This is a genomic window from Azonexus sp. MM2026_4 (genome assembly GCF_055901855.1).
In genome coordinates this window covers 1,242,494-1,263,555 of sequence record NZ_CM148380.1, presented here as the reverse complement: position 1 = coordinate 1,263,555, position 21,062 = coordinate 1,242,494, and the positions used below count along the sequence as shown (strand labels likewise).

At 64.8% G+C, this 21,062-nt stretch carries 22 protein-coding genes; 20 read left to right on the top strand and 2 right to left on the bottom strand.

All coding sequences use genetic code 11. From position 1 onward, the window contains the following. The first annotated feature begins 40 nt into the window (after positions 1 to 40). From AC0KWY_RS05865 to AC0KWY_RS05855, 3 genes are read left to right on the top strand one after another with little or no spacing between them, the layout of a single operon-like run. Positions 41 to 397, top strand: a complete 357-nt coding sequence (locus AC0KWY_RS05865) for a phenol hydroxylase subunit P4 (protein WP_474028707.1) — start codon at positions 41 to 43, stop codon at positions 395 to 397. Positions 398 to 409: 12 nt separating this feature from the next. Beyond that, positions 410 to 1,471, top strand: coding sequence for a 2Fe-2S iron-sulfur cluster-binding protein (locus AC0KWY_RS05860; RefSeq protein ID WP_474028706.1), 1,062 nt, complete (start codon positions 410 to 412; stop codon positions 1,469 to 1,471). 14 nt (positions 1,472 to 1,485) lie between these two features. Then, positions 1,486 to 1,827, top strand: coding sequence for a 2Fe-2S iron-sulfur cluster binding domain-containing protein (locus AC0KWY_RS05855; RefSeq protein WP_474028705.1), 342 nt, complete (start codon positions 1,486 to 1,488; stop codon positions 1,825 to 1,827). A gap of 9 nt (positions 1,828 to 1,836) precedes the next feature. On the opposite strand, the gene AC0KWY_RS05850 is transcribed toward AC0KWY_RS05855, so the two are convergent. Then, positions 1,837 to 2,547, bottom strand: a complete 711-nt coding sequence (locus AC0KWY_RS05850) for an FCD domain-containing protein (protein WP_474028704.1) — start codon at positions 2,545 to 2,547, stop codon at positions 1,837 to 1,839. A 174-nt stretch (positions 2,548 to 2,721) separates the two neighbouring features. On the opposite strand from AC0KWY_RS05850, the gene AC0KWY_RS05845 reads away from it, so the two are divergent. The 15 genes from AC0KWY_RS05845 (at position 2,722) to AC0KWY_RS05775 (ending at position 18,848) form a co-directional block, all read left to right on the top strand. After that, positions 2,722 to 3,648 carry a catechol 2,3-dioxygenase gene (locus AC0KWY_RS05845; RefSeq protein ID WP_474028703.1) on the top strand — a complete coding sequence of 309 codons (927 nt, stop codon included), beginning with the start codon at positions 2,722 to 2,724 and terminating at the stop codon, positions 3,646 to 3,648. Beyond that, on the top strand, positions 3,648 to 4,076 hold the full coding sequence (locus AC0KWY_RS05840) for a GlcG/HbpS family heme-binding protein (RefSeq protein ID WP_474028702.1): 429 nt from the start codon (positions 3,648 to 3,650) through the stop codon (positions 4,074 to 4,076). The genes AC0KWY_RS05845 and AC0KWY_RS05840 overlap by 1 nt, the downstream gene beginning before the upstream one ends. 30 nt (positions 4,077 to 4,106) lie before the next feature. After that, positions 4,107 to 5,561 carry a 2-hydroxymuconic semialdehyde dehydrogenase gene (locus tag AC0KWY_RS05835; protein ID WP_474028701.1) on the top strand — a complete coding sequence of 485 codons (1,455 nt, stop codon included), beginning with the start codon at positions 4,107 to 4,109 and terminating at the stop codon, positions 5,559 to 5,561. 11 nt (positions 5,562 to 5,572) lie between these two features. Further along, positions 5,573 to 6,409 (top strand): alpha/beta fold hydrolase, encoded by an 837-nt coding sequence (locus AC0KWY_RS05830; protein WP_474028700.1) that lies wholly within the window; start codon positions 5,573 to 5,575, stop codon positions 6,407 to 6,409. A gap of 15 nt (positions 6,410 to 6,424) precedes the next feature. Next, positions 6,425 to 7,207 (top strand): 2-oxopent-4-enoate hydratase, encoded by a 783-nt coding sequence (dmpE, locus tag AC0KWY_RS05825; protein WP_474028699.1) that lies wholly within the window; start codon positions 6,425 to 6,427, stop codon positions 7,205 to 7,207. Positions 7,208 to 7,215: 8 nt separating this feature from the next. Then, the gene (locus AC0KWY_RS05820) at positions 7,216 to 8,010 is read left to right on the top strand and encodes an SDR family NAD(P)-dependent oxidoreductase (protein ID WP_474028698.1); all 795 of its coding nucleotides are present in this window, start codon (positions 7,216 to 7,218) and stop codon (positions 8,008 to 8,010) included. Positions 8,011 to 8,033: 23 nt separating this feature from the next. After that, positions 8,034 to 8,951: an acetaldehyde dehydrogenase (acetylating) gene (locus tag AC0KWY_RS05815; protein WP_474028697.1), complete on the top strand. Its 918-nt coding sequence runs from the start codon at positions 8,034 to 8,036 to the stop codon at positions 8,949 to 8,951. A gap of 11 nt (positions 8,952 to 8,962) precedes the next feature. Next, positions 8,963 to 9,994 (top strand): 4-hydroxy-2-oxovalerate aldolase, encoded by a 1,032-nt coding sequence (dmpG, locus tag AC0KWY_RS05810; RefSeq protein ID WP_474028696.1) that lies wholly within the window; start codon positions 8,963 to 8,965, stop codon positions 9,992 to 9,994. Further along, on the top strand, positions 9,991 to 10,779 hold the full coding sequence (dmpH, locus tag AC0KWY_RS05805) for a 2-oxo-3-hexenedioate decarboxylase (protein ID WP_474028695.1): 789 nt from the start codon (positions 9,991 to 9,993) through the stop codon (positions 10,777 to 10,779). The genes dmpG and dmpH overlap by 4 nt, the downstream gene beginning before the upstream one ends. Before the next feature lie 18 nt (positions 10,780 to 10,797). Beyond that, entirely contained in the window at positions 10,798 to 10,989 is a 192-nt protein-coding gene (locus tag AC0KWY_RS05800) for a 2-hydroxymuconate tautomerase (protein WP_474028694.1), read from the top strand. A 360-nt stretch (positions 10,990 to 11,349) separates the two neighbouring features. Then, entirely contained in the window at positions 11,350 to 12,228 is an 879-nt protein-coding gene (locus tag AC0KWY_RS05795) for a WD40/YVTN/BNR-like repeat-containing protein (protein WP_474028693.1), read from the top strand. A gap of 16 nt (positions 12,229 to 12,244) precedes the next feature. Continuing rightward, positions 12,245 to 14,635, top strand: a complete 2,391-nt coding sequence (locus AC0KWY_RS05790; protein WP_474028692.1) for an efflux RND transporter permease subunit — start codon at positions 12,245 to 12,247, stop codon at positions 14,633 to 14,635. Positions 14,636 to 14,698: 63 nt separating this feature from the next. Beyond that, positions 14,699 to 16,711, top strand: a complete 2,013-nt coding sequence (locus AC0KWY_RS05785) for a DUF1302 family protein (RefSeq protein ID WP_474028691.1) — start codon at positions 14,699 to 14,701, stop codon at positions 16,709 to 16,711. 22 nt (positions 16,712 to 16,733) lie between these two features. Next, a complete protein-coding gene (locus tag AC0KWY_RS05780; RefSeq protein WP_474028690.1) occupies positions 16,734 to 18,050 on the top strand; it encodes a DUF1329 domain-containing protein in 1,317 nt (438 codons plus the stop codon). Between the two features lie 114 nt (positions 18,051 to 18,164). Continuing rightward, positions 18,165 to 18,848: an SDR family NAD(P)-dependent oxidoreductase gene (locus AC0KWY_RS05775; RefSeq protein WP_474028689.1), complete on the top strand. Its 684-nt coding sequence runs from the start codon at positions 18,165 to 18,167 to the stop codon at positions 18,846 to 18,848. Positions 18,849 to 19,016: 168 nt separating this feature from the next. Here AC0KWY_RS05775 and AC0KWY_RS05770 read toward each other — a convergent pair whose 3' ends face one another. Next, positions 19,017 to 19,505, bottom strand: a complete 489-nt coding sequence (locus AC0KWY_RS05770; RefSeq protein WP_474028688.1) for a nucleoside 2-deoxyribosyltransferase — start codon at positions 19,503 to 19,505, stop codon at positions 19,017 to 19,019. 109 nt (positions 19,506 to 19,614) lie between these two features. Between AC0KWY_RS05770 and AC0KWY_RS05765 the strand changes: the two genes are divergently transcribed. Together AC0KWY_RS05765 and AC0KWY_RS05760 are read left to right on the top strand one after the other, a co-directional pair. Continuing rightward, complete coding sequence (locus tag AC0KWY_RS05765) at positions 19,615 to 20,181, top strand: Spy/CpxP family protein refolding chaperone (protein ID WP_474028687.1); 567 nt, start codon at positions 19,615 to 19,617, stop codon at positions 20,179 to 20,181. 231 nt (positions 20,182 to 20,412) lie between these two features. Continuing rightward, positions 20,413 to 20,964, top strand: coding sequence for a phasin family protein (locus AC0KWY_RS05760; RefSeq protein WP_474028686.1), 552 nt, complete (start codon positions 20,413 to 20,415; stop codon positions 20,962 to 20,964). Positions 20,965 to 21,062 lie beyond the last annotated feature (98 nt).

The window sequence follows — 21,062 nt, the reverse complement described above, 5'->3', positions numbered from 1 at the left end:
GGGGCCGGTGTGCCCCCGCTTACAACAAAAGGAGACAAACATGGCTGTCAAAGCCCTCTACGATTACAACTACCCGGCCGCCGATACCCAGGACAAGTTCCACGGCAACCAGCTGCTCTACGTCGGCTGGGACGACCACCTGATGTTCTGCGCCCCGTTCGCCTACTGCCTGCCGCCGGAGACGAAATTCTCCGAACTGGTCGACAAGCACCTGGCGCATTCCTACAGCCGTCACCCGGACTGGGCGCAGATCGATTTCGCCAAGGCTGTCTGGCTCAAGTCCGGCCAGCCCTTCCAGCCGGACATGAACAAGACGCTGGCCGAGCAGGGGCTCAAGCACAAGGATGTGCTGCGCCTGCAGACGCCGGGTCTGAACGGCAACGGCACGTATTTCTGAGCCGGGGGCGGCATGAGCTACGAACTGACCATCGAACCGCTGGGCCAGACGATCGAAGTCGAGGATGGCCAGACCATCCTCGACGCCGCCCTGCGCGCCGGCATCTACCTGCCGCACGCCTGCTGCCACGGCCTGTGCGCGACCTGCAAGGTGCAGGTCACCGACGGCGAAGTCGATCACGGCGAGGCATCGACCTTCGCGCTGATGGATTTCGAGCGCGAGGAAGGCAAGTGCCTGGCCTGCTGCGCCCGTCTCGAATCCGACGTGGTGATCGAAGCCGAGATCGAGGACGATCCCGACTCGCAGAACCTGCCGGTCGAGGACTACGCGGGCGAGGTGGTCAGGATCGAAGCGCTGACGCCGACCATTCGCGGCATCTGGATCAAGCTGGACCGGCCGCTGCAGTTCCAGGCCGGTCAATACATCAATCTGGAAGTCGAGGCCTTCCCCGGCCAGTCGCGCGCCTTCTCGCTGGCCAACGCGCCGGACGGCGGCGATGTCGTCGAACTCAACGTCCGCATCGTGCCGGGCGGCCAGGTCACCGCCTGGCTGCACCAGCAGTTGCAGGTCGGCGACCGGCTCAAGCTGAGCGGTCCGTACGGGCGCTTCTTCGTCAAGAAGTCGGCCAACGTCCCGCTCATCTTCATGGCCGGCGGTTCCGGCTTGTCCAGCCCGAAATCGATGATCGAGGAGCTGCTCGGTGAAGGCTGCACGCTGCCGATGACCCTCGTCTATGGCCAGCGCAACCGCGCCGAACTGTACTACGACGCCGAGTTCCGGGCCCTCGCCGAGCAGTACCCGAACTTCAGCTACGTGCCGGCGCTCTCCGACGAGCCGGCCGGGTCGGACTGGGACGGCGCGCGCGGTTTCGTGCACGAGGCAGCCAAGGCCCACTTCGCCAACGACTTCCGCGGCCACAAGGCCTACCTGTGCGGCCCGCCGGCGATGATCGAAGCCTGCGTCACGACGCTGATGCAGGGCCGGCTGTTCGAGCGCGACATCTACATGGAGAAGTTCTTCTCGGCGGCCGATGCCTCGCAGCAGTTGAAGAGTCCGCTGTTCAAGAACATCTGAGCGGGAGCGCGGCGATGATCTATTTCAACGTGCTGATCGAGGAAACCGGCGAAAGCTATCGCTGTTCGCCGGCCGAAACCCTGCTCGCCGGCATGGAGCGCCTCGGCAAGAAGGGCATTCCGGTCGGCTGCCGGGGCGGCGGCTGCGGCGTCTGCAAGGTCGAGATCACCTCGGGCAGCTACGCCAAGCGGGTGATGAGCCGGGACTACGTCAGCCTCGAGGACGAGGCGGCCGACCGGGTGCTGGCCTGCCGCGTGCGGCCGACCAGCGACATCACGCTGAAGGTGCTGGGCAAGATGGCGAAGAACGTCTGCCGCCTGTCGCCGGCCCAGCCGGGCGTGGCGGCGGTGCTGTGACGGTCGCCGTCAGGCCGGTAGCTTGCGGTTGAGTTCCTCGCTGGGAATCGCCTGCACCGAGCGGAAGGTCATCAGGATGTGCTCGGCGAGCAGGGCGGCGGCCCGGTCGGCGTCGCGGTTGATGGCGGCGTGCAGCAGGGCTTCGTGCTCGGCGTGCACGTCGCGGGGCAGCGGTTGCAGGTAGAGCGACAGGCGCCGGTAGCGTTCGGCCTGGTAGTAGAGGATGGAGAGGAAATGCTTGAGCCAGCGGGAAGGACAGGCGGCGATCAGAACCTCGTGGAAGATCCGGTTGCGTTCTTCCCATTCCTCGCGGACGTCGCTGCCGATGCGCTTTTCCTCGGCCTTGGCGAGGCGGTGGAAGGCGGCCACCAGGCTGGCTTCCCAGGCATCGTCGCCGATCGCGATCGACTGCCGGAGCGCTTCGCACTCGAGCATGACGCGGGTCCGGGTGATGTCGTCGAAATCCTCGAGCGACACCGGCGAGACGCGGAAGCCGCGCTGTCCCTGGCTGACCACCAGGGCGTCGGCGATGAGCAGGGAGAGCGCCTCGCGCAGCGTGCCGGCGCCGACCCCGTAGTTGTCCTTGAGGTGCTCGACGCGCAGCTTCTCGTCGGGCGCCAGCTTGCCTTCGATGATGTCCCGGCGCAGGGCGCGGTAAGCCGATTCGACCAGGGTCTTGGGCTCGGCGGACAAACCTTCGGCGGCGGCGCTGATGTTCATGGTGGGTGGCTGGGTGATCAAGGATGAAAAATTCTAACCCGCAAAGAAAATTTTCGGGTTAATTAAAAAATCTCGAGAAAATGCGTTGACATCGAGATTGGTTGTAAATATCGTTATAGTAAATCGATTGCAGGAATTTTTCGGTAATCACACACAAGAAAGAGGAGCAGACAAATGGCAATGACAGGTGTACTTCGTCCCGGGCACGCACAGATGCGGGTTCTCGACATTGACGAAAGCGTTGATTTCTACTCGAAGGTGCTGGGCTTGATCGAAACCGGTCGCGATGCCCAGGGCCGCGTTTATTTCAAGACCTGGGAAGAACGCGATCACCACAGCGTGATCCTGCGCCAGGCCGATACCGCCGGTATCGACTTCTTTGCCTTCAAGGTCGATAGCGATGCGACCCTGGCCAAGCTGGAGAAGGATCTCAACGCCTACGGCGTCGCCACCAAGCGCATCCCGGCCGGCGAATTGCTGGAAACCGGCGAGCGCGTGCGTTTCACCCTGCCGACGGGGCACGACATCGAGCTGTATGCGCACAAGACGACCATCGGCAACGACATGGGTGACCTCAATCCGGAAGCCTGGTGCGCCAACGCCGAAAAGGGCATCGCCCCGATCCGCCTCGATCATGCGCTGCTCTACGGTCCGGACATCGAGAAGGCGCAGGCCATCTTCCAGGACGTGCTGGGCTTCTTCCTGGTCGAGCACATCGCCCTCGACGACAACCAGGATCTGGCAATCTGGCTGTCCTGCTCGACCAAGGCGCACGATATCGCCTTCGTCCGCCACCCGGAGCCGGGCAAGCTGCACCACGTTTCCTTCCTGCTCGAAACCTGGGAGCAGGTTCTGCGCGCCGCCGACATCATGTCGATGAATCGCGTCTCGATCGACATCGGCCCGACCCGCCACGGCGTCACCCGCGGCACGACGATCTACGCCTTCGATCCGAACGGCAACCGCTTCGAGACCTTCTGCGGCGGCAACTATGCCTACCCCGATCAGAAGCCGACCAAGTGGACGATGGACGAAGTCGGCGCCGCCGTCTTCTACCACGACCGCAAGCTGAACGACCGCTTCCTGACGGTGGTGACCTGATGCAAGTCGCCGCCAGCCAGCCGGGCATCACCGCCGAGGCGGCCGCGGCCGCCTGCAGCGCGGCGGTGGCGCATGCCGTCGCCCGCGGCTGGCGGATCAACGTTGCCGTCGTCGACCGCGGCGGCAACCTGATGGCCTTCCTGCGCCAGCCGGGTGCCTTCATTCACTCGATCGGGATCGCCATCGACAAGGCCTACACCTCGGCCAGTTTCGGCTTTCCGACCAAGGCCTGGATGGGGGCGATCGGCCACGACGACGGGATGAAGCTCGGCTTCGCCAACCAGCCGCGCCTGATCGTCTTCGGCGGCGGCCTGCCGGTACCGGGCGAGGGCGGCGAGTGGATCGGCGGTATCGGCGTCTCCGGCGCTTCCGAGGCCGAGGACGAGGAATGCGCAAGGGCCGGCCTCAGCGCCATCGGCCTCGCCTGACAACAAGAAACCTACAAGGACCCATAGGGAATGAAACAGATACTGAACTTCATCAACGGCGAATTCGTCGCCACCGGCAAGCAGTTCCAGAAGCGCTCGCCGCTCGACAACAGCCTGATCGGCATGGTGCACGAGGCCGGCAAGGCCGAGGTCGACGCCGCCGTCGCCGCCGCCCGCGAAGCGCTCGACGGCCCCTGGGGCAGGATGACTGTGGTCGAGCGCACCGACCTCCTGAACAAGGTCGCCGACGAGATCAACCGCCGCTTCAACGAATTCCTCGACGCCGAGTGTGCCGATACCGGCAAGCCGAAGAGCCTCGCCTCGCACATCGACATCCCGCGCGGCGCCGCCAACTTCAAGATCTTCGCCGACGTGATCAAGAACGCGCCGACCGAGTTCTTCGAAATGGCGACGCCGGACGGCAAGGGCGCCATCAACTACGCGATGCGCCGGCCGGTCGGCGTGGTCGGCGTCGTCTGCCCGTGGAACCTGCCGCTCTTGCTGATGACCTGGAAGGTCGGCCCGGCACTCGCCTGCGGCAACACCGTCGTCGTCAAGCCGTCGGAAGAAACCCCGTCCACGGCGACCCTGCTCGGCGAAGTGATGAACGCCTGCGGCGTGCCGAAGGGCGTCTATAACGTGGTGCATGGTTTCGGCCCCGATTCGGCCGGCGAATTCCTGACCACCAACCAGGACGTCAGCGCCATCACCTTCACCGGCGAGACGCGCACCGGCGCCGCCATCATGAAAGCCGCCGCCGACGGTGCCCGGCCGGTGTCGCTGGAAATGGGCGGCAAGAACCCGGCCATCGTCTTCGCCGACGCCAACCTCGACGTCGCGATCGAGGCCACGCTGCGCTCCTGCTTCTCCAACTGCGGCCAGGTCTGCCTCGGCACCGAGCGCGTCTATGTCGAGCGCCCGCTGTTCGATACCTTCGTCGCACGCCTCAAGGAAGGCGCCGAGAAGCTCAAGCTCGGCGTACCGGGCGACGCTTCCGCCAACATGGGGCCGCTGATCAGCCAGGAACACCGCAACAAGGTGCTCTCCTACTACCGGAAGGCGGTGGACGAGGGCGCCACCGTCGTCACCGGCGGCGGCGTGCCCGAGATGCCGGGCGAACTGGCCAACGGCGCCTGGGTGCAGCCGACCATCTGGATCGGCCTCGACGAGAACGCCGCGGTGGTGCGCGAGGAAATCTTCGGGCCCTGTACGACGGTGATGCCGTTCGACAGCGAAGAGGAAGTCATCAAGCGCGCCAACGGTACCGACTACGGGCTGGCCGCGTCGGTGTTCACGCAGGACGTCAATCGTGCCCACCGCGTCGCTGGCCGCATCGAAGCTGGTCTGGTCTGGGTCAACAGCTGGTTCCTGCGCGACCTGCGCACGCCGTTCGGCGGCTCGAAGAACTCCGGCATCGGCCGCGAGGGCGGCGTGCATTCGCTCGAGTTCTATACCGAACTCAAGAACGTCTGCATCAAGCTGTAAGGCGCATCGGCATGTCCGCCAACTCTCCCGAAATCGGCCAGCGCATCGTCGCTGCCGGCATCGACACCAACTACCACGATGTCGGCGCTGTGTCCGACAATGGGGTGCCGGTGCTGCTGATCCACGGTTCCGGTCCGGGGGTCACCGCCTGGGCCAACTGGCGGCTGGTGTTGCCCGAACTGGGCAAGACCTGCCGCGCCATCGCGCCGGACATGGTCGGCTTCGGCTATACCGAGCGGCCGGCCGGCATCGCCTACGGGATCGATGGCTGGGTCGCGCACGCCATTGGCTTGCTCGACGCGCTGGGCATCGAACGGACCGACCTGATCGGCAATTCCTTCGGCGGCGCCATTGCGCTGGCGCTGGCCATCCGCCATCCGCAGCGGGTACGCCGGCTGGTGCTGATGGGCAGCGTCGGCGTGCCCTTCGCGATCACGCCGGAACTCGACGCGGTCTGGGGCTATCAGCCGTCGCTGGCGGCGATGCGGGGTCTGCTCGACATCTTCGCCCACGACCGCAGCCTGGTCACCGACGAACTGGCCGAACTGCGCTACCAGGCGAGCCTCCGCCCCGGCTTCCAGGAGTCGTTCGCGGCGATGTTCCCGGCGCCGCGCCAGCGCTGGGTCGATGCGATGGCCAGCGCCGAGGCGGACATCCGGGCGATCAAACACCAGACGCTGATCATCCACGGCCGCGACGACCGGGTCATCCCGCTGAGCAATTCACTGACCCTGAACCGCTGGATCGACGACTCGCAACTGCATGTCTTCGGCCGCTGCGGTCACTGGGTGCAGATCGAGCACAGCGCCGATTTCAACCATCTGGTCGGCCATTTCCTGGCCGGCTGATTCAAGGAAAAGACGATGGAACAAGCACAAATCACGCAACTGGGCGACGAGCTCTACGCGGCGCTGGTCGCCCGCCAGACGGTCAGTCCACTGACCTCGCGCGGTCTCGACATCACGATCGAGGACGCCTACTACATCCAGCAGCGCATGCTGGCCCGCCGCCTGGAAAACGGCGAGAAGGTGATCGGCAAGAAGATCGGCGTCACCAGCGCCGCGGTGATGAACCTGCTCGGCGTGCATCAGCCGGATTTCGGCTACCTGCTCGACGGCATGGTGTACAACGAGGGCGAATCGATCCCGATGGATACGCTGATCCAGCCCAAGGCCGAAGGCGAGATCGCCTTCCTGCTGAAGAAGGACCTGCAGGGGCCGGGCGTCACCGCTGCCGACGTGCTGGCGGCGACGGAAGGCGTCATGGCCTGCTTCGAGATCGTCGATTCGCGCATCCAGGACTGGAAGATCAAGATCCAGGACACCGTCGCCGACAACGCGTCCTGCGGCGTCTTCGTCCTCGGCGACCAGTTGGTCGACATCAGCAAGGTCAACCTGGGACTGTGCGGCATGGTGCTGGAAAAGAACGGCGAGATCGTCGTCACCGGCGCCGGGGCGGCGACCATGGGTCACCCGGTCAACGCCATGGTCTGGCTGGCCAATACCCTGGGCCGCCTGGGCATCGCGCTGAAGGCGGGCGACATCGTGCTGTCCGGCGCGATGGGCGCCATGGTGCCGGTGGTCAAGGGCGACAGCCTGCGCGTGACGATCGGCGGCATCGGCGGCTGCTCGGTGCGTTTCGTCTGAGGCCGGCGATGGATCTGCAGATCAACGGCAAGACCGCGCTGGTCACCGGCTCGACCGCCGGCATCGGCTTCGCCATCGCCGCCGAACTGGCGCGCGAGGGGGCGGTCGTGGTCATCAACGGCCGCCGCCAGGCCGGCGTCGATGCGGCGCTCGGCCGCCTGCGCGAGCAGGTGCCGGGCGCCCGCGTCAGCGGCGTCGCCGCCGACCTGGCGAGCGCCGAGGGTTGCGCGCAACTGTTCGCCGCCTGCCCGCAGGCCGAGATCGTCGTGAACAACCTCGGCATCTTCGACCCGGCCCCTTTCGAGGCGATTGCCGACAGCGAATGGCAGCGCTTCTTCGACACCAACGTGATGAGCGGCGTGCGCGTCGCCCGCCACTACCTGCCGGCGATGAAGGCCGCCAACTGGGGCCGCATCGTCTTCATCTCGAGCGAATCCGGCATCAACACGCCGGGCGAGATGGTGCATTACGGCATGACCAAGTCGGCCCAACTCGCCGTCTCCCGCGGCCTCGCGCAAAGCTGTGCCGGCACCGGCGTCACGGTCAATGCCGTGCTGCCCGGCCCGACCCGCTCCGAAGGCGTCGCCGACTTCTTCGGCAAGCTCGCCGCCGACGCCGGCATCGGTCTTGACGAGATGGAGCGTCGCTTCTTCGCCGAGGGCCGGCCGACTTCCATCCTCAAAAGAATGATCGCTCCCCCCGAAGTGGCGGCGCTGGTCGCCTACGTCTGCAGCGCGCGAGCGTCGGCGACGACCGGCGCGGCGCTGCGCGTCGAGGGCGGCGTCGTTTCCACCATGTGTTGACCCTGACAACAAGGACTATCCCCATGACCCAGAAAATCAAATGCGCCCTGATCGGTCCCGGCAACATCGGCACCGACCTGCTTTACAAACTGAAGCGCAGTCCCTTCCTCGAACCGGCCTGGATGGTCGGCATCGACCCCGAATCGGAAGGCCTCAAGCGGGCCGCCGAGATGGGTCTGAAAGTCACCGCCGAGGGCGTCGACGGCCTGCTGCCGCACGTCCTGGCCGACAATGTGCAGATCGCCTTCGACGCGACCAGCGCCTACGTGCACGCCGAGAACAGCCGCAAGCTCAACGAACTGGGCGTGCTGATGATCGACCTGACGCCGGCCGCCATCGGTCCCTACTGCGTGCCGCCGGTCAACCTGGCCGAGCACGTCGGCAAGCGCGAGATGAACGTCAACATGGTCACCTGCGGCGGCCAGGCGACGATCCCGATGGTCGCCGCGGTGTCCCGCGTGCAGCCGGTGGCCTACGGCGAGATCGTCGCCACGGTGTCCAGCAAGTCGGCCGGCCCGGGTACCCGCAAGAACATCGACGAATTCACCCGCACCACCGCCGGTGCCGTCGAGAAGGTCGGCGGCGCGAAGAAGGGCAAGGCGATCATCATCATCAACCCGGCCGAGCCGCCGCTGATCATGCGCGACACCGTGCATTGCCTGACCGAAACGGCGCCCGACCAGGCGGCGATCACCGAGTCGATCCACGCCATGATCAAGGAAGTCCAGAAGTACGTGCCGGGCTACCGCCTGGTCAACGGCCCGGTGTTCGACGGCAACCGCGTTTCCGTCTATCTGGAAGTGCAGGGCCTGGGCGACTTCCTGCCGACCTACGCCGGCAACCTGGACATCATGACCGCCGCCGGTGCCCGCACCGCCGAGATGTTCGCCGAAGAAATGATCAAGGGCACGCTCAAGCTCGCGCCGACCCAAGCTGCCTGAGGAGAAATGAAATGACACTGCAGGGCAAGAAAATCACCGTCCACGACATGACGCTGCGCGACGGCATGCATCCCAAGCGTCACCTGATGACCCTCGACCAGATGGTCAGCATCGCCACCGGCCTCGACGCCGCCGGCATCCCGCTGATCGAAGTCACCCACGGCGACGGCCTCGGCGGCTCGTCGGTCAACTACGGCTTCCCGGCGCACACCGACGAGGAATACCTCGGCGCGGTGATCCCGAAGATGAAGCAGGCCAAGGTTTCGGCGCTGCTGCTGCCGGGCATCGGCACCGTCGATCACCTGAAGATGGCGCGCGAACTGGGCGTCAACACCATCCGCGTCGCCACCCACTGCACCGAGGCCGACGTCTCCGAGCAGCACATCACGATGGCCCGGAAGCTCGACATGGACACCGTCGGCTTCCTGATGATGGCGCACATGAACAGCCCGGAAGGCCTGGTCAAGCAGGCGAAGCTGATGGAGTCCTACGGCGCCAACTGCATCTACGTCACCGACTCCGCCGGCCACCTGCTGCCGGAGACGGTCAAGGCCCGCCTTGGCGCGGTGCGCGCGGCGCTGAAGCCGGAAACCGAGCTCGGCTTCCACGGCCACCACAACCTGGCGATGGGCGTCGCCAACAGCATCGCGGCGATCGAAGTCGGCGCCAACCGGATCGACGCGGCGGCCGCCGGGCTGGGTGCCGGCGCCGGCAATACGCCGATGGAAGTCTTCATCGCCGTGTGCAGCCTGATGGGCATCGAGACCGGCGTCGATGTAGCGAAGATCACCGATGTCGCCGAAGACCTGGTGGTGCCGATCATGGACTTCCCGATCCGCATCGATCGCGACGCGCTGACCCTCGGTTACGCCGGCGTCTATGGCTCCTTCCTGTTGTTCGCCAAGCGCGCCTCGGTCAAGTACGGCGTGCCGGCGCGCGAAATCCTGGTCGAGCTGGGCCGGCGCGGCATGGTCGGCGGCCAGGAAGACATGATCGAAGACACCGCCATCACGATGGCCAGAGAACGGGGACTGCTCGCATGAAACTGAACCACAACACCATCGCCGAACTGGCGGAACTGCTCGAGAACGCCGAACTGCAGGCGCACGACGTGGTCAAGATCACCGACGCCCATCCCGAGATGGACTGGGACGACGCCTACGCGATCCAGGCCGAGATCCTGCGCCGCAAGCTGGCGCGCGGCAACCGCGTGGTCGGCCTGAAGTGCGGCCTGACCTCGCACGCCAAGATGAAACAGATGGGCGTCGAGACGCCGTGCTTCGGCTTCCTGGTCAACTACTTCACGGTCGCCGACGGCGGCGAGGTGAAGATCAAGGAACTGATCCATCCCAAGGTCGAGCCGGAAATCGTCTTCGTGTTGAAGAAGGCGCTGCGCGGCCCGGGCTGCCACGTCGGCGCGGTGCTGGCGGCAACCGATTTCGTGATGCCCGGCATCGAGGTCATCGATTCGCGCTACCGCGACTTCACGTTCGACCTGAAGAGCGTGATCGCCGACAACTGCTCGTCGTCGCGCTACGTGCTGGGCGGCATGGCGGTGCCGGTGGCCGGCCTCGACCTGCGCACATTGGGCGTGGTCATGGAGAAGAACGGCCAGATCGTCTCGATCGGCGCCGGTGCCGCGGTGCTCGGCCACCCGGCGGCGGCGGTCGCCATGCTGGCCAACCACCTCGGTGCGCGCGGCGAGGAAATCCCGGCCGGCACGATGATCCTCTCCGGCGGCATCACCGAAGCGGTGTCGGTCGCGGCCGGCGACCACGTCAACCTGCGCATCCAGTCGCTGGGTGGCGTCAGCCTCAAGTTCGCCTGATCCGGGAGGGAAACCGACATGCCTTTTGCCCAGATTTACCTGATCGAAGGTCGTAGCGACGAGCAGAAGAAATTGCTCATCGAGAAGGTCAGCGCCGCCATGGCCGAAGCGCTCGGCGCGCCGCTGGAGAACACCCGGGTGTGGATTCAGGACGTGCCGAAGGGGCAGTGGGGGATCGGCGGCAAGACCGCCAAGGATCTCGGCCGCTAGCCCGGCTCAAGGAAATCGCCCGTTTCCCGGAAGGCGTTTCCGGGGGGCGGGCGGAGGCCGCGGCGGCGCTCGGAACGCATACCGGTAGTGATACCTGAAGAGTATGGATTGATTGATCAAATGGTATTGGACGGTATTGGTCGATGTCGGCCATAGTCAATCCAGCATAAAAATATCGAGATTTTTTGCGGGGCGGCAGAACTGCCGCAACCAGCACGAAAACAAGTTGCAGAGGCGGGCCAAAAAATGGCGCGTTTCAAAGGAGGAGGTTTTATGGGGCGGATATCTGCCACTAGGCCATTGCCGTTGTCCACGGCGGTGGCGGTTGTATTGCTGGCGGCCTGCACGCAGGCGCCGGACATGTCGGGCATCGCCAGCGAGCGGGCGCGGCCGGTGCAGCGCTTCGACGTCAGCCAGGCCATCGCCGGCAACGGCAAGGTGCTGGTCGTCGGTACCCAGAGCGGCGTCGCGCTGATCTCGCGCGATCAGGGCAAGACCTGGGAACGGCAGGCGCTCGGCCACACTTCGCTGGTCAACATCGCGGTCTGCCGGGACCAGAGCTTCATCGCCATCGACCACTACCGCAAGCTGTGGCACGCCGATGCCGATGGCGGCAACTGGCAGTCGGTCGCCATCGAGCAGCCGCGCACGCCGCTCGCCGTCGCCTGCAGTCCGCAGGGCGGCTGGTGGGTGGTCGGCACCAACGCGACCATCGCCGGCAGCCAGGATCAAGGCAAGACCTGGCAGGTCACCGATCTCGGCGAAGACACCCAGATCACCACCCTGCAGTTCGTCGATGAGCAACGCGCCTTCGCTTTCGGCGAGTTCGGCCTGTCGCTCGCCTCCACCGACGGTGGCGCGACCTGGAAGAAGAATCCGGCGATTCCCGGCGATTTCTACCCCTACGCCGCGCTCTTCCGCGACACCGGCGAAGGCTGGGTGAGCGGCATTGCCGGCCAGATGATGCATACCCGCGACGGCGGCCAGACCTGGCAGAAGCAGGCCAACGCCACGCAAGCGCCGCTCAACCGCTTGTTCATGCATGAAGGCGTGCCCTTCGCGGTCGGCAACGGCGGCGTCGTCGCCCGCCTGGAAGGCGAGGTCTGGCGCAACGTGCCGTATCCCGACCCGCTACCGATGTTCCTCGGCGGCGGCGCTTCCATCGCCGGTCAGGCGGCGATCGTCGTCGGCGGCCCGGGCGGCCTGCTGCGCACGATCGGCACGGCCAACAACAAGTAGAACAGGGACAAGCATCATGGTCAGCCAACTCCGTCATTCCATCACGCATCGCCTGCACGTCGGCGAAGAGTGGATTTTCCGCAACCCGAAGATCGTCCTTTCGATCATCCTGGCAGTCACTTTCCTGTTCGGCCTGGCCCTGCCCAAGCTGCGCATCTTCACCGACTTCTCCGACCTGCTGCCGCAGAACCACGCCTACATCAAGGTCTATAACCGGCTGAAGGAAAACTTCGGCGGCGCCAACATGATCATCATGGCGGTCGAGGTCGAGCAGGGAACGATCTTCAACGACGACACGCTGGCGCTGATCCACGAGGCGACGCAGGGCGTCGACAACCTGCCCGGGGTCAACCACAACCTGGTTTCCAGCCTGACCCACCGCACCGCGCGCAAGGTCTTCCTCGACGACCAGGGCGGCTTCGCGTCCGAGTCCTACTATGACCCGCTGCAGCCGACGCGTACCGTCGCCGAGCTGGAACGCCTCAAGAACGACGTCATCGCCAGCCCGACGATCTACGGCCTGCTCGTCTCGCCCGACCTCAAGGCGGCGCTGATCAAGGCCCAGTTGAACGAGGCCGGCATCGACTACGCCGCCACCTTCGCCGCCCTCCAGGAAGTCCGCACCAAGCTGGAGAAGCCGGGCCACAAGATCTACGTCACCGGCAACCCGGTGCTCACCGGCTGGGTTTACACCTACCTCAACCAGATCGTCGAAATCCTCGCCTACACGCTGGTCCTGCTGGCGACCCTGCTGATCGTCTATTTCCGCCGCTTCTACGGCGTCGCGCTGCCCTTGCTGGGGATCGCGCTGTCGTCGATCTGGGGCCTCGGCTTCATGGCGATCATGGGCATCAACCTGGAGCCGCTGTCGCTGCCGATTCCCTTCCTGATTGCCGCCCGCGCCACTTCGCACGGGGTGCAACTGGTGGTCCGCTATTACGAGGAGCTGGCGCTGGTCAAGAACGGCCCGCAGGCGGCGCGCAACGCGCTCGACGCGCTGTTCCGGCCCGGCTCGCTGGCGATCATCGTCGACGCCGTCGGCATCGCCGTGCTGGTGCTGGGTGCCGCGCCGTTCAACCACAAGCTCGGTATCGCCGCCGGCTTCTGGGGCTTCGCGGTGATCTTCACGGTGCACTTCATGGTGCCGCTGGCACTGACCATCCTGCCGGCGCCGAAGAAGCACGAGAACGGCAACGAAGGTATCCGCCAGTTCCTCGGCAAGGCGATGGCGCTGACCGGCGGCACCGACGGCGGCGCCCGCTCGATCCTGATCCTGACGCTGATCGGCGCGATCGGCGCCACCTATCTGGTGGGCAAGGTGCAACTCGGCGAATCCGAGCCGGGCTCGCCGCTGCTCCACCGCAACCACGACTACAACGTGTCGACGACGGCGATCAACACCCGTTTCCCGGGTTCCGAGGAACTGCACGTCATCGCCCGCACCGACGAACCCGGCGGCATCAAGCGGCCGGAAGTGATGGGGGCGATCGAGCGCTTCCAGGCGCACATGCTGTCCGACCCGACGCTGGGCGGCACCAAGGCGATTCCCGGCGTCGTGCGCGTGGTCAACAAGCTGATCCACAACGACGATCCGCGCTGGATGCAGCTGCCGGACAGCCAGGACGAGATCGGCGGCCTGATGTTCACCTACATGGCCTCCAGCCCGATCCCCGGCGCCCTCAAGGAGTTCGTCAGCCCGGACGAGAACGAGGCCGACATGGTGTTCTATTACAAGGATCACCAGGCGGCGACGATCAACCGCATCGTCGCCTTGGCGGAAGAGGGCATCCGCAAGATCGAGGCCGAAGTGCCCGGCCTGCACATCGAACTGGGCGGCGGCATCATCGGCGTCACCGCCGCCGGCAACCAGGCGCTGCACACCGACCACATGATCATCATCCCGGCCGTCATGCTGCTCGCCTTCGTCATCGTCATGGCCTACTACAGCTCGCTGCACGCCGGCTGGCTGATGGTCCTGCCGATGCTGTTCGCCACCCTGATGACCTATGCCTTCATGGGCGCGCTCGACATCGGCATCAACGTCAATACGGTGCCGGTGATCGCCGTCGGCGTCGGCGTCGGCATCGACTACGCGGTCTATTTCATGGACCGCATCCGCGAGGAGTTCGCCGTCCTGCGCGACATCAAGCAGTCGGTGATCAACGCCGTCGCCACTACCGGCTACGCCGTCAGCTTCACCGCGGCGACCCTGATCGCCGGCGTCGTGATGTGGATCTTCATGTCCGACCTGCGCTTCCAGTCGGACGCCGCGATCCTGCTGTCCTTCATGCTCATCGTCAATGCGATCGCCGCCGTGCTGATCGTGCCGTCCTGGTGCGTCGTCTTCAAGCCGAAGTTCGTCACCGCGGTGCATTACGACGAGGACGGCGTCCTGGAAAACGACTAACAAAACCCGGCTAACCGGGGAACAGCAAAACCTTTGTTCACAACCAGATGGGGGATCAAAAACATGGAGACACTCAGTAACGGAGCATGGCAGCGCAGCCTGCTCGCGATCGCGGTGAGCTGCGCCTTCGCCAGTCCGGCGGCGGCCGACGACCTGCCGGCGATGGGCGAGGAAAGTTCGCCCTGGCAGGTCAACGTGACCTATGAAAACCATACCGTGCGTCGTGAAAACGCCGGTCTGGCCAAGTTCCGCAACACCCTGCAGGCCGAGCTCGACAAGGAGGTCGGCAACGGCTGGAAGGTGCACAGCATCGTGCGCGGCAGCTGGGACGGCGTCTATCGCATGAACAGCGACGAGTACGGGAACAAGGCGGGCGGTTCGATCATGTCGCAGACGTCGACGCCGGGCGGCTTGGTCGACGTTCCCTGGGGTTACGGCCTGGGCCATGCCGATGTTTCCGGTTTGCTCCAGTTTCTCGGTGCGCCGGCCGCCGTGGCCAATCAGAACACCTTCCTCGATCCGGCGGATCTGCTGGCGCGCAACCCCAATGCCGGGCTCCGCGTGCTGGGGGATCGTTGGCACAAGATCAATGGCGGCGTCTCCTTTGCCGTACCGGTCCGTCCTTGTGATGTAGACAAGCGCGGTTGCCGCGATTTTGGCGGTTACGGCAACCTCAAGCGTTCGGAGCTGGAAGCGCCGGAATTCAACGACCGTCTCGACTTCCTCCGCGAACTCTACGCCAAGAAGGATTTCGACCTCGGCGACGGCAAGAGCCTGTTCGTCAAGGTCGGTCGGCAGCAGGTGGTGTGGGGCCGCACCGACCTGTTCCGCGTCCTCGACGTGATCAACCCGGTCGATTTTTCGCGCAACAACATCTACGACGAACTGTCCGACATCCGCATCCCGATGTGGATCGCCCAGTTCGAGTACCGGATGGGCGCCAGCGACACGATGCAGGATCGCAACCTGCAGTTCGTCTGGAACTTCGACAAGTTCCGCCCGAACAACCTCGGTCAGTGCGGTTCGCCGAATTCGATTCTGGATGCGGGCTGCTTCTTCCGGGGCATGGCCAATCTCTGGGACAACGGTGGAACGGTCGCCAATTTTGCCCAGCCCCCGGCTGCCGCAGGTGGCGTTCCGGGACTCAATCTCGCCACCAATTTCGGTCCCGGCGTCATTGGCTTGCGTGATGTCCATCTGCCGGAATGGAGCCTGTCGAACACCCAGTTTGGTATGAAATACGAAGGTGTGACGATGGACGGCCTGTCCTTCTCGCTCAACGCCTTGACCTACCGTTCGCAACTGCCGTCGCTGCATGGTGGCAAGGGGGCAACCAATGCGTTTACCGGTCAGACCGCTTCCGCCTGGCCCTACCTGATTGCCTTCGACATGCATTTCCCCCGCGTCAACCTGATCGGCGGCTCGATGGACTTCCAGGTGCCGGCGGCCAATGCCGCGGTGCGCATCGAGGCGGCCTACACCGATGGCGAGGAGTTCGCCAACACCAATCGTCCCGAGCTGTATTCGAAGAACAACGTCTTCCGTTCGGTGATCGGCGTCGACCGGCCGACCTTCATCCCCTTCATCAGCGAAACGCAGGCGACGCTGATTTCCGGGCAGTTGTTCTACCAGCACATCTTCGACCATGAATGGAAGCGCGGTTCGCTTGGGCCGGTCGGCATGCCCGACTGGGAAGACAACGTGATCGGCACCCTGCTGATCAAGGCCTTCCTGAAGAACGGCATGATCAGCCCGCAGATCATTTTTGCCCGCGATTTCAAGGCCCGCGCAACGGCGATCGCACCGCAGGTCGAGATGCACCTGAGCAACGACCTGAAGATCACCATCGGCGCCAACTACAAGCTGGCCGAAGGCCGCAGCCGTTGGGAATTCGACGATTGCCGCGCCTGCAATCCGTTCCCGGCCTACACCGCAGGGGTGTATGCGGGAGACCCGATGCAAGCATTTTCCCGTGGTCTTGGCGGCCTCGAACCGCTCGGCCGCTTCCGCGCCGGTCCGATCGGTGCGGCATTCAAGGAAAACGACCTGTTCATCAAGCTGAACTACAAGTTCTGACCCCAACCGGAGGAGACATTTCATGAAAAAATCACTGCGTAAATTGCTGCCGCTGCTCTTCGCCGCCAGCTTCGGTACCGCCCAGGCGGCCACCGAAGCCGACGTCGAAACCACCTTCAACCCCTACAAGGCCGGCATGCCCGCCTTCGCCGGACTGAAGGCGGGGATGACGATCAACAAGGGCAACGTCAACCAGTTCAAGGACATCCTGGGCGCTGGCGTCTTCAAGCTGATCAAGGAAGGCATGTTCGAAATGAAGGTGGGGCCGACCACCCAGTTCAGCATTTCCAAGGCCTACGTCAACGCCACCCGCGCCAACCTCAACAAGACCCAGCTCGGCGCCAAGCCGGGCGACATGATCAGCGGCTACGTCGCCGGCCGGCCCTTCCCGGAAGAGCCGGACGCCAAGGACCCGCGCGCCGGCGAAAAACTCGCCTGGAACTACAAGTACGGCGTGAACTGGGGCGACGGCGCGATCATCTCGCCGTTCTACTGGAAGTACCGCAACATGCAGACCGGCAAGGTCGAGAAGGAAATCACCTGGGACTTCCATTTCCTCAACTTCATGCACCGGACCAAGGACGCGCCGATCCCGGAAATCACGCCCAACCCGTCGGGCATCTTTCGCGCCATCTACGTCAAGGCGCATGCGCCGGCCGACCTGAAGAATACGCAACTGCTGATCCAGCGTTTCGAGGACGATGCCAAGCTTGACGACGCCTACCTCTACCTTGGCTTCCAGCGCCGCGTGCGCCGCCTGGCGCAAGGGCAGGCGACCGACTCCTTCCTCGGTTCCGACCTGATGATCGAGGACTTCGAAGGCTACAACGGCCGCGTTTCCGACATGAAGTGGACCTACAAGGGCACCAGGAACGTCATGCTGCCGATGTGGAACCACAACGAGCTGAAGCTGGCCACCGACATGCCGGCCGAGTCCGATGGCTACAAGTACGTCGATTTCGCCGGCCAGGGCGGCTGCTTCGCCGAAGGTACCTGGCAGTTGCGCAAGGTCTATGTGCTCGAGGCGGTGCCGGTCAACCCGAACCATCCAGTCAGCAAGCGCGTCTTCTACATGGACGTGCAGTTGCAGAACCTGAACGGGGCCAACGAGATCTACGACCGCAAGGGCGAGCTGTGGAAGGTGTTCATGGTCGGCAAATCGCATGCCGATCAGCATCTGCCGATCAACAAGGGCGCCGGAATCGGCGTCGACGATGCGTTCTCGATGGTCAACGTCCAGTCCAAGCATTGCACGACCGGTCAGTTCAAGGGCCAGGTGGATCCGAAGAAGAACCCGCCCCGCCTGTTCCAGGTCCAAAACTTGCGCGGCGGAGACTGAGTCCGCCGTCACCCAACACCCCATGCCGGGTGTCTCTGCGGGAGGATGCCGAATCTGGCAACCACCACATTTTTCGGGGGCCGCGCGCCCCCGTTTTTTTTGACGGAGGTCTTCATGTCCGACGCGATACTTTCCGGAATGCGCGTGCTGATCACGCAATCCCGCGATTTCATGGGGCCGGCGCTGGGCGAGGTCTTCGCCGCCGCCGGCGCCGAGGTGCTGGCTGACGACAGTTCGCCGGTGCTCCCGGAAGCGGCCGCGCAGATCATCGCGGACGCCGGGCGGATCGATGCCCTGATCCTCAACCTGGCGCTGCCGGCGCCGTCTACCCGTGCCGAACAGGTCGGCGACGACGAGTGGCGCGCGGTGTTCCGGGTGCTGGTCAACCCGATGCAGCAACTGGTCAGGGCGGTGTTGCCGCAGATGATCGAACGGCGGGCGGGGAAGATCGTCCTCATGGGCAGCGCCGCGGCGCTGCGCGGCATGAGTGGCCGTACCAGCTACGCCGCGGCGCGCGGCGCCCAATTGGCCTACATCCAGGCGCTCGGCGTCGAGGTCGCGGGGCAGGGCATCCGGGTCAATGCCATCGCCCAGAACTTCGTCGACAACCCGACCTACTTCCCGCCGGAAGTCCAGGCCCGGCCCGAGTTCCAGGAAAGGCTGCGCTGGCAGGTGCCGCTCGGCCGGCTGGTGATGCCCCACGAGGACGCGTCGTTCGCCGCCTACCTGTGCAGCGCGGCGGCCAACTGTTTCGTCGGCCAGATCTTCCCCATGTGCGGCGGCTGGGTGCCGCGTTAGCAGCCTGTCGGACTTGATGGGTCGCAGCGAAAAAAGTGGGAGACGAGGACAGTTTTTCACGGGTTTCAAGCGAATAGTCGTTCTATTCGCGCAGAAACACGGGGAAAAATGAACCGTCTTCCCACTTTTTGCAGCCGACTTGGTCAAGCCCGACAGGCTGCTAGGGCGTCAGGCAGCGTCGGCGGCGAGCGCCTGCAGCGCCTGTTCGAGGCCGCCGCGGACGATGCGCAGGGGAATGCCGAGCATCAGGTTGAGCGGCAGCCCGTGGTTCTCGACGCTCATTCCGTCGCCATCGACCAGCCGCTCGCCAAGGTGCAGCAGGTCGCAGCCGAGATGGCCGGCCAGTCGGTCGGCCAGCGGCCGGTCGTCGTCCACGTAGGCGAGCACCGGCTTGCCGGCCGCCACCGCGTAGCCGACCTCGAATACCGTTCCCGAATCCGGCTCGAAACCGCGGAACGGGTTGAGGTTGGCGATCACCAGATCGGCGGCGGCGATCTGGGCGAGGTTGGCGCGGTAGATATCCGCTGCCGTGGTCGCTTCGTTATCGAGCGGAAGCAGTGCCCGGTGGCCGTGGCTGGCGACCAGCCGACGGGCGGCTTCGGCGTGGGCCAGGGCGTCGGGACGGAAGACATCGGGGCCGGCAAGATAGATCTGCATGGCGAATGACCTGATTTTTCTTGGATAGCCATCAATTTACCCCGGCTTACCCGGATTAACCCAGGCTGCGCGGAAAATTCACCGCTATCGACAACAACGATGAACAACCATGAGCTTTCCCGGACGCCCCCTCGCAATCTTCCTCCTCGCCTTCAACCTCGTCGCTTGCGCCCCGCTGGGCGGCCCTTCCGGACCGGGGGAGCGGCCGGACATGCCGCCGGGTCAGGATGCGGAAGATGGCGCGATGCCGATGGCCGATCCGTTCCAGGAAAAACTGGCGCGGCTGGCGGCGGCGCTCGCCCTGACCCCGGCACAACAGCCGCTTTGGGACGACTATCAGGAAACGCTCGGCGCCTTGCTCGCCGATCAGGCTCGCGGTAGCGCCCAGCGGGCCAGTCAGTCGGCGGTGCAGCAGATTGCCGGCAAACTCGACGTGGTACGCAATCGCCTGTCGGCCATGGAGGAAATCCAGGACGCCGCGACCAGGCTCTACCAGACGCTCGATCCACGCCAGCGCGAAGTCGCCGACCGCATGCTCGCTGCCACCGTTCCCTCGCTCGATGCCGGATGCGCCGCGCCGGGCACGAGGCGGGCACGGGGTGGGCGCCCGATGGGCGGTGGCGGTCCGGGGCGTGGCAACGGAGGGCCGGGTCAGGGCGGTGGCCCGATGTGGTGATCCCGGGGCGGCGGTCATCGGGCTGTCGTCAGCCTGCAACGTCAACGGGCTAGCATTTTCTGCCCGAAACTGGCCTGTTGAACGGAAAAATGGTGCAGCGCACAAAAAGCGCTTGACTCCATTCAGTCGATGTATAGAATTGAGTCATGCTGCATTGCACCATGTTGATGGTGTGAGTCCCGCAGGACTGTTTCAAGACCGATACGCCCCCAACCATCCAGGAGATTCATCATGATCAAGCCCGAAGAGTTCGCCAAGTCCGGCTTCAATTTCGCCCTGTTCTTCGCCAATACCGCTTTCGACGGTATCGAGCGTCTGGCCGTCCTCAACCTTGCCGCCTCGCGTTCGGCTTTCGAAGCCTTCGTCAGCAACGTCAACACGCTGCTCGGCGTCAAGGATTTCAAGTCCTTCGTCGAAGTCCAGAAGGATCTGGCCGCGCCGACGCTGGAAAAGGGTATCGAGTACTCGCGTAACGTGATCGCCATCGCCACCGATGCCAAGGAAAAGATCGCCAAGCAGGTCGAAACCCACGTCGCCGATACCAGCGCCAAGGTCTCCGGCATCGTCGAAAAGGCCCTGGAATCCGCTCCGGCCGGTTCCGAAGTTGCCGTCGCCGCGGTCAAGACCGCGATGAAGTCGGCCAACGAAGCGATGGACGGCCTGAACAAGGTTGCCAAGCAGGCTGCCGAAGTCGCCGAAGCCTCCGTCGCCGCCGCCACCGAAGCGACCATCAAGGCCGCCAACGTCGCCGCCCCGAAGGCCGCCGCCAAGAAGGTTGCCTGATCGGTAACCCCCAGCGGCGCGCCGGACATCGTCCGGCAGCGTTCGGCAAACCCCTGCGGGAAACCGCGGGGGTTTTTTTTATCTCACGAATACCCCTT